8 protein-coding genes are annotated in these 10,982 nt (G+C 66.3%); 4 read left to right on the top strand and 4 right to left on the bottom strand.

Features of this window, described 5'->3' with window-relative positions; all coding sequences use genetic code 11:
- Nucleotides 1–123 precede the first annotated feature (123 nt).
- Nucleotides 124–2,700 carry an ImpA family metalloprotease gene (locus AvAM_RS25570; RefSeq protein ID WP_212742247.1) on the top strand — a complete coding sequence of 859 codons (2,577 nt, stop codon included), beginning with the start codon at nt 124–126 and terminating at the stop codon, nt 2,698–2,700.
- A gap of 40 nt (nt 2,701–2,740) precedes the next feature.
- Nucleotides 2,741–3,547, top strand: coding sequence for a hypothetical protein (locus AvAM_RS01045; protein WP_137745348.1), 807 nt, complete (start codon nt 2,741–2,743; stop codon nt 3,545–3,547).
- A 32-nt stretch (nt 3,548–3,579) separates the two neighbouring features.
- Here the strand turns inward: AvAM_RS01045 and AvAM_RS01040 are convergent, their stop codons facing one another.
- Both AvAM_RS01040 and AvAM_RS01035 read right to left on the bottom strand, forming a co-directional pair.
- Nucleotides 3,580–4,800, bottom strand: a complete 1,221-nt coding sequence (locus AvAM_RS01040; protein WP_171012102.1) for an AraC family transcriptional regulator ligand-binding domain-containing protein — start codon at nt 4,798–4,800, stop codon at nt 3,580–3,582.
- 171 nt (nt 4,801–4,971) lie between these two features.
- A complete protein-coding gene (locus AvAM_RS01035; protein ID WP_137745375.1) occupies nt 4,972–6,156 on the bottom strand; it encodes a nitrate/nitrite transporter in 1,185 nt (394 codons plus the stop codon).
- A gap of 709 nt (nt 6,157–6,865) precedes the next feature.
- Between AvAM_RS01035 and AvAM_RS01030 the strand changes: the two genes are divergently transcribed.
- Nucleotides 6,866–7,228 (top strand): MliC family protein, encoded by a 363-nt coding sequence (locus tag AvAM_RS01030; protein ID WP_137745346.1) that lies wholly within the window; start codon nt 6,866–6,868, stop codon nt 7,226–7,228.
- A 93-nt stretch (nt 7,229–7,321) separates the two neighbouring features.
- On the opposite strand, the gene AvAM_RS01025 is transcribed toward AvAM_RS01030, so the two are convergent.
- Together AvAM_RS01025 and AvAM_RS01020 are read right to left on the bottom strand one after the other, a co-directional pair.
- On the bottom strand, nt 7,322–7,861 hold the full coding sequence (locus AvAM_RS01025; protein ID WP_137745345.1) for a hypothetical protein: 540 nt from the start codon (nt 7,859–7,861) through the stop codon (nt 7,322–7,324).
- Nucleotides 7,845–8,672, bottom strand: a complete 828-nt coding sequence (locus AvAM_RS01020) for a DUF6502 family protein (RefSeq protein WP_137745344.1) — start codon at nt 8,670–8,672, stop codon at nt 7,845–7,847. The genes AvAM_RS01025 and AvAM_RS01020 overlap by 17 nt, the downstream gene beginning before the upstream one ends.
- Nucleotides 8,673–8,836: 164 nt before the next feature.
- Between AvAM_RS01020 and AvAM_RS01015 the strand changes: the two genes are divergently transcribed.
- Nucleotides 8,837–10,870: a beta-propeller domain-containing protein gene (locus AvAM_RS01015; protein WP_171012101.1), complete on the top strand. Its 2,034-nt coding sequence runs from the start codon at nt 8,837–8,839 to the stop codon at nt 10,868–10,870.
- Nucleotides 10,871–10,982: the final 112 nt, after the last annotated feature.

Below are 10,982 nucleotides of genomic sequence, written 5' to 3'. Positions count from 1 at the left end.
GCACCAGCACCAGCACCAGCACCAGCACCAGCACCAGCACCGGCACCGGCACCGGCACCGGCACCAGCACCCATACCCACCGACAGAATCGCTCAAGCACTCCAGTCCGGCGACCCCCGCCCGTTGCAGCCTGCCGACACGCTCACTCTGCTAGAGCGTGCAACCCGCCTTGCCGTGCAGTTGCAAAGCCGACAGACGGGCATAGTGGCCAACATCTACCGGGGTGGCGAGACGCTGGACCTGTCGCTCAATCACACCACCTCCAGCACCACCGTCACACCCATCGCCACCACGCCGTCGGCGTCGGTCATGGTGGCGCCATTCATCCTCAGCGACAACAACAGTGGCATGGCGGCCGTGTCGGAGGTACAGGCAGGCCGTGGCCTGGCGTATGGTGCCAACGTGCTGGACTGGATGGCCAATGGCACCCGCGAGGCCCAGCATGCGCCACTGTTTAGGCGCGCCTTCACCTGGCTGATGCGAGGGGATGCCAATGCCGCCTTGCCCGCCGGCATCTCCTTCAGCACGGCGGGCTACGCTGGCGCCACGGTGCAGAAATACATCGCTACAACGGGCAAGCAGGGCCGGGAAGTCGTCTGCGATATCGCCAATGCCGCCAATACCTGCTGGCAGCAGGCCGACTTGCTGGTTTTTGGTGCTGGCGTGAAGGCCGACCCCAGCCTGACGGCGCTGGTCGGCAAGTACCTCGCCGCTGGCAAGGCCGTGATCTATATGCACAACAACTGGACGGAGTCGGCCGGCGGCCGCCAGGTCCTGTTGGCCATGGGCATGACGCTCGGGGGCTATCCGGGCAACTACTTTGCCGGGGCTGCAGGTGTCAGTGTGGGCCAGGCCCGCACGGCAGAGCAAAGCCTGGGCAAGAGCGACCAGATCGGCAGCCTGCCCAATGTCCTGCGCATGCTTGCGAACGACAACCTGGTCCACAGCTTCAGCACGGACCAGACCCCTACCGAGCCCATCAACAAGATCCACAACGACCTGGCCGGATTTGATGGGCGCGGGGATGCTGTGTTCGGCAGTGCCGATACCGAGCTGTACCGGCTGCTGGTGCTGTGGGCGGATCTGTGGCGGCCAAACATCGAGTACGGCAAAGGCCTGAGCAAAACCGGTAGTTCTGCAGCCTTCCTGCGGGCCTATGCCTCTGATTCGTGGACGCATTACAGCCGTAGTGCCACCACCGTTTCGCCCAAGGGGCAGGGGGGCTACATGCCTGTTGCGGCGCAGAGCCTGCCTGTGGTGGCCGATGAGGTGGTGAACGTCACCATCGCGCAAGCCAGCGGGAAAACAGCCATAGGCCGTGCAGCGCTGCCTGGCAAACCCCTCACGATCGAGATCGTGGAGGCGGCCGATGGCAGCAGCTACGGCATTCAGACCAGCCATATCCGCACAGCCGGTAGCCCTTTTGACGCCACGTACGCACATCCGCGTCGGCCACAGTCTTTTGCCGTACCACTGCCCCGCAGCAAGGTGACGACTTTTGTGACCCCCTTCGGCGGTCCACTGTTCCTGAACTACAGCGGGACCACAGGTGGCAGCACGGTCAAATTGCGTATCAAGGGCGGCGCCAAATACGCACACTTTGATTTCAGCGGCGCCCCGCCGAGCGATGTGGAGATCGCCGAGGCGGTTGCTGCTGTGTCGCGTCAGGATTTCGGTTGGATGACGGCCAAATTCGTAGGGGGAGAAATCCAGCAGACCATTGGCTACGCCAAATCGGTCATTGGTTCCAAGAGTCCCCGGACTTATGTGATGGATGAACTCAAAGGAATCCTCTTCGATACCAACCATATCGCCAACGGCTACAGCAACTTGCCGCTGATGCCCAACGTGAAGACCATCTGCGATAGCCTGGGCTGGACCTGCGACGGCCCTTTGCACCGAGCCCCGGGCGTGCAGCATTTTGTGGGCTGGATAGCGACCTGCGGTTTCCTTTGCTCGGGCAATCCTTCTGATGGCTTCGCAGGCATTGGATTGGGCTGGGGCTGGGCGCATGAGCTGGGCCACAACACCGTGCAGCGGGTGATGCACCTGGACTTTGGCAGCAACCGTGGCTGCGTTGTTGAATGCGACAACAACAATCTGGCCGTGGCCCAGACTTTCAGGACCTATGCGCTGTTGGGGCAGGACGAGAATGGCAACCGCACCGGTCATCCCGCGCTGTATCAGCACATACTGGCCAACCGTGCCACGAACCTGGAGGGTGAGGCGCAGCGCAGTGATATGGAAGCGCGCCTCTGGGGTGGTGGCGCAGAGGCCAAGATGGCTTTCTGGATGCAACTGTCCTTCCTGTACACCAGGGAGCGCCTAAGCATGGTCCAGCCGACGGCGGCCACAGCGCTGGAATACCACAATATGCTGACCAAAGGCGATCGCCTCGTGGCCAAGGCTTGGGATGCAACCGACCCAGGCAAGTACGGCATGGGTCGTTTCAGTGACAACAAGATCAGCAACCAGGATCTGCTGTTTGTGCTCAGCTCGAAAATCATCGCCAAAGACTTGCGCAAGATTTTTGCGATGTATGGCATGCCTGTGAGCCAGAAGGCACTGGATTCGGTCGCAGACCTGAAGCTGCCCGTCGCCGACCGGAGCTTCTATGCCATCGCTGCTGGCAAAAGCAATCGTTTTTCGACCGGCCAATGGGTCAATTTGGAAGGCCAGGCACCGGCCTATCCGTTCTGATCTGGGCCGCGCGGGGCCGCCTCTGTCCGCAGGAGGCTGCATGATCCCGGGTCTTGATGGGCTGACTATCGCGATGTCGATTGCCACAGTGCCGTGTCTGGTGGCCGGCGTGCTGGGGCGCCGGTGGTGGCTGGGACAGTCTGCAGCACGCAGCCTGCGCGTGCCCGCGCGGTGGCCGCTGCAGGCGCGTGTTGTGGTCAATGCCGAGGAACGCAGAGTCTGGCGCTGGCTGCACCAGGTGTTTGATGACCACCAGATCCTGCTGAAGACGCCGGTGACCTGTTTCACGCGGGCGCCGTCGCGGGAGGGTGGTTTGCGCTGGCACCCGCTGCTGCGGGGCATGTACTGCACCTTCACCGTGTGCACTGCCGACGGCCATGTGCTGGGCTGTATCGATGTGCTCCAGGATGATCAGGGCTTGCCACGCAGCCAACGCCAGTTCCGGCGCGCGCTGCTGTCACGCTGCTCCATTGCCTACAGCGTCGTGGTGGCTGATCGCCTGCCGACGGCGGAGGAGATCCGCCTGGAGCTGCTGGGGGATGAAAGTCCCACCCTGGGCCCATCCTCCGAGCGCCACGCTGGCATCAGCGCGGCGCGCTGGAAGCTGCAGGCCGCGATCAACAGCAGGCGCCACATGCTGCGTGGCGACCCAGGGCCACTGGCTGTCGATGGTGCGAACGAGATCTTCTATGCCTCTGAGGAGGGGCGGCCTGAGAATGCCTTTTACGCGGGGGCGTGGCAGCAGTACGACTCTTTCATCGCACCCCTGCACGGGCAGCGCAAGTTATCAGGCGGAGCCGAAGGCGCGCGGGATGACACGCCGCCTGATGCTGCCAAGGCGGTGTGAAGGCAGCAGCGGGAGTGCGGCAGGACTGTGCGTCAGAGGGCCTCTGATGCCATGCCCATGCCCATGCCCATGCGCATCTGGCGGATGCTTGCCGCCGGCGCACCGGCTGCGCACAGCAGCAGTGCGGCCAGGCGCGGCCCGTGCATGTTGGCCTGAGGCCGAGGCTCCACGGTGGCTGCGGCGGCCAGCCAGGCTTCCATATCGTCGCAGGGCAGGGTGGTGTCGATGGACTCCAGCGCGGCCCTGCGCTGTGCCATGTCGGGCCAGGCCGCCACCAGCTCGCCACGCAGTTGCGCCGGGCGGCAGCCAAACCAGCCGAGGAATGCGCGCTCCAGCGTGGTCCGGTCTGCATAGCCCAGGCGCCGGGCGATCACGTCGATGCCTTCTTCGTCATAGGCCAGGCAGCGCAGCGCGCGGGCACGCCGGTCGGCTTGCAGCAGTGCCGAGAAGGAACTGCCCTCGCCGGACAGGCGCCGCCGCAGGGAGCTGGTGCCGCAATTGAATGCACGGGCCGCACTCGCCTGGCTCGCCCGGCTGGGGTCGGTCAGGGCCCCCAGCCACTGGCGCAGCCGTTCTGTGGCGCTGACCCCATGCCGAACGGGAGGCACCAGGTAGTCGAGCGAGGTGCGCAGGGCCGCGAGAAGGGCAGGGTTGCTGCCGGGCAAGGGCAGGCCCAGCATTTCGGCCGGGTAGCAGACTGCGAATTCGTCCATGCCAAAGCGCGGCATCACGCCAAACAGAGCTTCCAATTGCTCTGCCTGTGGGGTCGCTGGCGTCATGAGTTCAATGGCCTGTGGTCGCAGGGGGCGGGCCACGCAGTGCGACAGCAGGCAGATCAGCCAGGCCACGCCGGCCTCGTAGCGCAGTTGTCGGCCCAGCCGCTGGGTTTGATAGTGCGGGCGCATGACAAGACGCAGTTGCTGGCCATCCTTGTGCATGCCGAACTCGCCGTCTGGCAGCAGGCGGCTGCGCAGGCGCACGATCTCGTGCAACGCGGCTTCCAGAGTGGTGCAGCTGCGCAGGTAGTAGGCAATGCCATGGCCGGTGCTCAAGTCCGATTGCAGCGCAAGCCAGGCGCCGACATGGGGCTCACCTTCTGCATGCAGCATTTCAAGCAGCTCCAGCAGCGCAGATGTCGCCATCAGGTCCTTGCCTTGCCCGGTCACGCTGCGCAGGCCCCACTGGGCCTGCAGCTTCGCCAGCAGCGCAGGTCGGTCGGCAAGCCGCGCATACAGCGGTTGAAGGTGGGCCATTTCAAGCCCATTGAAAGTTTGCATTGCGTAGGAGGGGGGGCGCACCGGTCTGCGCCTGCGCAACCAGCGCCCATGGTGGGGCTGGTTGCTATTTTTATGATAGCTATATGCGCACTGTGCAAAGGCGCAGGGGCTATTTTAGTGCCCCGTTTCTGCTCTACACCACGCGGCTCAGTGCGCGGGGGCCGGTGCGGGCAGGCACCTGAAGGCGATGGCGCCCGCCGCCAGCATGCCCGCGATGGTCAGCATCACCGCCACATACGGGTCCGCGCCCCGTGCGGCGGCCAGCGAGGCGGCCAGGCCCGTCACCCATTGCATCAGTGCCACGCCCAGAAACAGGGCCATGGTGAACACCGCCATGGCCCGCCCGGTCATGGCCGCCGGGTAGGACGAGCGCACATCGGCGTACTGCAGCACCATGTAGCCCGACAGCAAACCCACGGCAATCGAGCCGCTCACGTCCAGCCACTCGGCGTGCAACAAGCCGATGGCCGCAAACAGCCCGGCCAGCAGCAGCGTGAAGCACACCAGCCAGCGCCTGCGCCGCCCGGGCCCGGGGTCGATGCGCCCGAAGTACGCCGGGGTGAACAGCGACACCAGCGACGAAAGCATGGCCACATTGCCACTGGCCACCAGGCTGTAGCCGTGCCGCTCGATGAGCAGCGGCCCCAGCCACAGCCCGCGCAGGGTGAGGAAGGAGGCATAGGTCATCAGCGCCAGCAGCATGATGCCGGCCGTGTGCGGCAGCAAGAACAGCGCTCCAAAGCCGCGCACTGCGGCACCGACCGATTCGCGTGGCAGCGTGCTGTGTGCGGGCTGCGCGGGCTCGTGCACCTTCCAGAAGATCAGCAGCCAGGCCAGTGCAGCCAGCCCGGCCAGCACGCCAAACCCCATGCGCCACGACGACTGCTGCACCAGCCAGGCCAGCGGCGTGCCCGTGAACAGCATGCCCAGCCCGCCCACGCCCATTGCCACGCCCGACACCATCGCAAACCGGCTGGCCGGAAAGTAGCGCGCGATGAACACCGTGCACACCAGAAAGGCGGGCGCGCAGCCCACGCCAATCAGCACCTGGCCCAGCAACACCCCGCCGTAGCTCGGCGCCAGCGCCGACAGCAGCGCGCCCGCAATGGTGAGCGGGAAGGCTACCAGCAGCGTGCGCCGCACGCCATACAGGTCGATGCCGATGCCCATGAAGAGCTGCATGGAGCCGAACGCAAACGCAAAGGCCCCGGCAAACACCCCCAGCGCCTGCGCCGACAGCCCGAACTCCGCCCGCAACCCGGTGGCCATGATGGCCGTGATGGTGCGAAACGCCTGGCTCAGCGCAAAGCCCGAAACCAGTGCCAGCAGCATGGCCCAGGCGGCGCGGGAAGAGAGCAGGGGGGCGAGTTGCGATGGCGGCAGGGGCGTGGACACGGGTGCGGGTCTCCAGAAAGAAGTCGGCAGCTGGTGGATCGGGGTGGCGCCACCGGCCGCAGGGCCCCGCGAGGTTACCTGCAGCGCGTGAAGGCTGCTGTCGCGAATGGACGGGATGGACAGGTGGTGCACAGGCCCGGGATGGCCCGGGGGCATTGGCTGCGGGCGCTTTGAACCGGCTCTTAGGGTATGTCCCAGTCCGGCGCGTCATACCCCACCAAGGGCGTCGGTTGTTGGGGGTTTTGGGCTGCTGGTGCTTGTAATCAGATGTTTCTGGCTGGTATTGGGTTTTCCAGTGCGCCCAATAAAGCCCGGCCCTGGGGTTCTCTGGCCCGTCATCAGGGCGCCACAGGGCACGGGCAGACTTTAGAGGCAGCTCTCGATGTGGGGATCACCCCAATGACGGGCCCTGGGGGCCTGGGGCACTCTTGTGGTCATGCGCTGCACCGGGTGTGGGTCATGGCTCTGGAATCGCTGGTTTCGGTCTCTCGCAAGTGGGAAGGTGCAGGTGCGGTGAGTGGCAAGGTTTGTGCTTAGGTGGCAGCCAGGGGCTTGTGAACAGGCCCCCGTGGCCGGGGGCCACCAGCCGTTGGATGGAAGTTGTCGGATGCGCCGCCAGGGTGCGCCGCGATGTCAGGAGTGACCGATGAAGACGATGGTTTTGCTGGGTTCGGGTGCGTTGGCCACCCTGTTGTTGTCGGGCTGCGCAAGCCAGCCCCCTGCGATGCAGGCGTTCAGTGCCCCTGCAGACGGCAGCAGCATGCAATACGCCTGCGGCAACGGTGAAAAGGTCGAAATGCAGTTCTACCCCGACCAGGGCCGCAGCGTGATGCGCCGCAGTGGCTGGACGGTGGAGCTGCCCCGGCAAGTGGCAGAAACCGGCTACGCCTACAGCAACGGCCCCACCACGGTGCTGGGCAAGGGCAACGAGCTGACCATCCAGATTGGCCATCTGGCACCGATCTGGTGCCGCAGCAACCGCTCCATGATGGTGGCTGGGGTCAAGTAACAGACCTTTCTTTTTTGCCTTCCGGCTGCTGGCCGGTTCGCTGGATTTTTTCTGAGGGCCTGCGCAGTGTGACTGCGCAGGCCCTTTGCCGTTTCAGGAGGCTCCCGGCGTGCAGGCCTCAGGGGCTGCTGGAGCAGCGGGGCGTTGCTCCAGGGTCAGGGGCGCAACCAGGTGGTTGCCCTGCGCATCCCGCACGCTGACGGCCACTTCGCGGCTGGTCTCGGCGCGTGTGTCGCTGAACTGCAGGCGCATCTCTGCAGCCACGGTGCGGGTCTGCACCTGGCCCTCGGACAGTTCCGTGGTCTCCAGGCTTCCATTCAGCACGGCGAGGCCCGTGGCATCGATCTCCCACGGGCCGGTGAACACAAAGTGGCGGCAGGTGACGGTCAGCTCCACCCGCTCGTTCTCCAGCCGCAACTCGGTGTTGTCGCAATGCTGCGCGCAGGGGGCGCCAATCGCGAAGCCGCTGCCCGAGAAGTTGACCGCGCCGAGGATCGGCCCTGTGCCTGTGCCCCCGGTGCCGGGGCCACAGGCGGCCAGCACCAGCAGGGTGGTGGCTGCAGCCAGCAGCCGGGCTGTGCACCGGGCCATGAGCCGGGCAATGTGGGCCCAGAGTTCAGGAGGGACGTTCATCTTTGTCTGCGGCATAGAAGTAGCTGCCAAAGCGGGCGCGCCGGTTGCGCTCGCTGGGCGGGGTGTTTTTCTGGTCGTGGTCGTAACGGGCGTGGGCCTCGGTCATCACGGTCTTGAAGGCCTGGCGCCAGGCTTTGGCGGCCACCACATGCAGGCGGCGGGCCGATTCTTCGCTGAGCTGGTCCACAAACACGGCCTGCTCCAGGTAGTTGTGCTCGTCCTGCAGGTTGAGGCTGGCGGCTGCCAGGTGGTCGTGCAGGTTGTCCTGCATCAGCTGCGCCATCTCGGCAAAACCCTGGCGTGGCACAAAGCCCGTGGCCAGCAGGCGGATCAGCCCATCTTCGCCTTCCTCGGCCATGCCCAGGCGCACCAGCTCGTCAAGCACGGCGCGAGGGCGCACGTCGCTGCTGATTCCGGCCACCAGCCCGTCAAAGTGGGGCAGCTCGCCGCTGCGGGGCAGTGGGCGCGGCTGTCCCTCGTCGTCCAGGCAGTCCGTCTGGCTCAGCCAGCGCGCGGCCACCTGGCTGGCCATGTTCAACGGCGTCTCGCCCGCATCTTCCTCGGCAGCAGGCTCGGCCAGGCGGCCCAGGTTGCGCACGTCGCGCCGGTGCACGCCCGACATCAGGCTCACCGCGCTGTCGGTGGTCTTCTTGCCCGTGCGCTGCAGCTCGTCGTGCGCAGCGTCCAGAAACACCTTCTTCATGGCCGCCGCAAACGCAGGGTAGGCCACGCCATTGCGCAGCAGCAGGCGCGCCAGCGGGCGCAGCACGTGCAGGGCAGAGGCCAGAACGATGGCAGAGCGGGAGGGCATGAAAAAGGAGCCGAAGCGCGGCAGGTGTCAGGAGCAGGCTGTGATTGTCATCTGGTTGACGGATGGAAATTGTGTGGGATATTATCCCACTTATCTGTGGAGGAGGTGGGCAAGAGCCTGCCCCGCTGCGCAGATCACAGGTATCCACAGGGAGAAAAACACACATGACGAACCGAAGATTGATGAACAAAGTGGCGGGCATGTCCTATGTCTCGCCCGCATGGCTGGCCGTGGCCACGGCCGCATTTGTGGCGGGATGCGGTGGCGGGGAGGGGGTCAACCCGCAGATCCCCAACGAAGCGCGTCTGCAGGTGGCGCGCTCCGGCGATCTGGTGGCCTACTTCAAGGCCAAGATTGCGCAGCGGGTGGCGCTGGGCTACCCGGGCACGGCCATCACCGTGCCCACCGTGGGCGGGCTGAGCAGCGCAGGCAGCGTGGTCACCCACACGGGCGCGCCGCTGGCAGGCACCGTGGTGGAGGAAGACGGCCTCATCAAGGCCGAGGGCACCATGCTGTATGGCCTGCACCGCGCCTACGCCACCGACACCGGCCGCGAGCCGCCGCGCCTGACCGCCCAGGCCCGCGCGGCCGATGGCAGCCTGACCGGCGTGGGCCGCGCCACGCTGGACGCCAAGTTCATCCCCCAGGGCTTCTACGTGGCGGGCGGCGGCACACGCGCCGCCGTGCTGTCGCAGCAAGACCCGTATGCCGACCGCCAGCCCGTGGTGGCTGCGGACGGCGCCAGCACCACCGTGTTGCCCGAATACAGCCGCACGCTGTCGCTCGACCTGTTCGCGGTCAGCAAGGACATGGCGCCCGCGCAGCTCAAGCAGATGCGCATCGATGGCCTGCTGGTGGGCAGCCGCCTGATCGGCAACACGCTGTACCTGGTCACCACCTGGTCGCCCGACCTCACGCGCTTCACCGTGCCCGCGGGCGCCTCGGCATCGGCCGTGCAGACGGCGCTCAAGGACCTGAACACCGCTGCGCTGATCCCCACCCTGCGCGTGGACGGCGGCCAGCCCCAGCCGCTGGTGAACGAGGCCGACTGCCTGGTGCAGACGGGCAATGCCTCGCTGTCGCTGCAGCTCACGTCCATCACGGCCATCGACCTGGCCTCGTCCAGCCTGGCGCGCACCAGCCGCTGTTTTGTGGGCGGCAGCGAGGCGGTGCATCTGGGCGCGCGCAGCGTGTATGTGGCCAGTTCGCGGCAGTACCGCTATGGCGGCGATGTGATCAACGCCGTGTTCCCGACCGACAGCCGCACCGACATCCACAAGTTCAGCTTCCGTGGCGCGCAGGTGGATTACGACGCCTCGGGCGCTGTGGACGGCCACCTGGGCTGGGACTTGCGCCGCATGCCCTCGCGCCTGAACGAGTACCAGAACGATCTGCGCGTGCTGACCTTCACCGGCAAGACAGGCCAGAGCGGCATGCCACCGGTGAGCATCCAGGCCCAGCAGGCCTCCCCCGCGCTGCTGACCGTACTGCGCGACAGTGGCCGCGACAACCACCTGAGCCCGCAGGCCAAGCTGCCGATCCGGCTGCGCACGGCGCGGGGCGACCAGCAGATCGACAACCTGTTCTTTGCAGGCACCCGGGCCTATGCCACCCCTTTTGCCAACACCGAACCCGTGTGGGTGCTGGACCTCGCCAACCCCGCCAACCCCACGGTGGCGGGCGAACTGGCGGCGGGCGGCCATGCCGACCACCTGGTGCCGTTGCCGAACGGCCTGCTGCTGGGTGTGGGCAAGGACAGCGCCCAGGGCGGTGTGGCCGATGGCATCCAGCTCGCGGTCTTCGACGTGCGCAATGCCGCGCAAGGCAAGCGCCTGGCCACGCAGGCGGCGGGCGGCCGGGGCAGCATCACCACACTCGACAGCACCCGCCCGGTGCTCAACCTGCAGGCCATGGATGGCAAGGTGCGCGTGGCCTTCCCCGCCCGCGTCTACCAGGCGCCTACCGGGGTGGGGGCATCGCCGCCGGTGCGGGGCTTGCAGGGTGCCTTGCGGCTGGAGGTGAACACCACCACCGGCGCGCTCGCCCAGCGCTCCATGGTGGTGTCCACCGCCATCCTGAACGGCGACACGCCAGGGCTGTACAGCCGCTTTGACATCGCCAACGAGCGCAGCCTGCAGGTGGACAACCTGGCCTACCAGCTCTCGGGCGGGCAGGTCTTTAGCAAGGCCGGAGACTGAAGCGCCGCTGAGTGCGAATCAGGGAGAGAACTATAAAAACGATAGCTGCCTGCGCCCTACCGCAGGGCGCAGGCAGCAGTTAAAAGGCCTGTTCACCGGGGTGGTGGACAGG

Origin of the sequence: Acidovorax sp. NB1 (assembly GCF_005405905.1) — a bacterium.
In the GTDB taxonomy this organism is placed as follows: domain Bacteria; phylum Pseudomonadota; class Gammaproteobacteria; order Burkholderiales; family Burkholderiaceae_C; genus Acidovorax.
The sequence above is the reverse complement of the archived record's forward strand: the minus strand, read 5'-3'. Positions and strand labels throughout refer to the sequence as shown.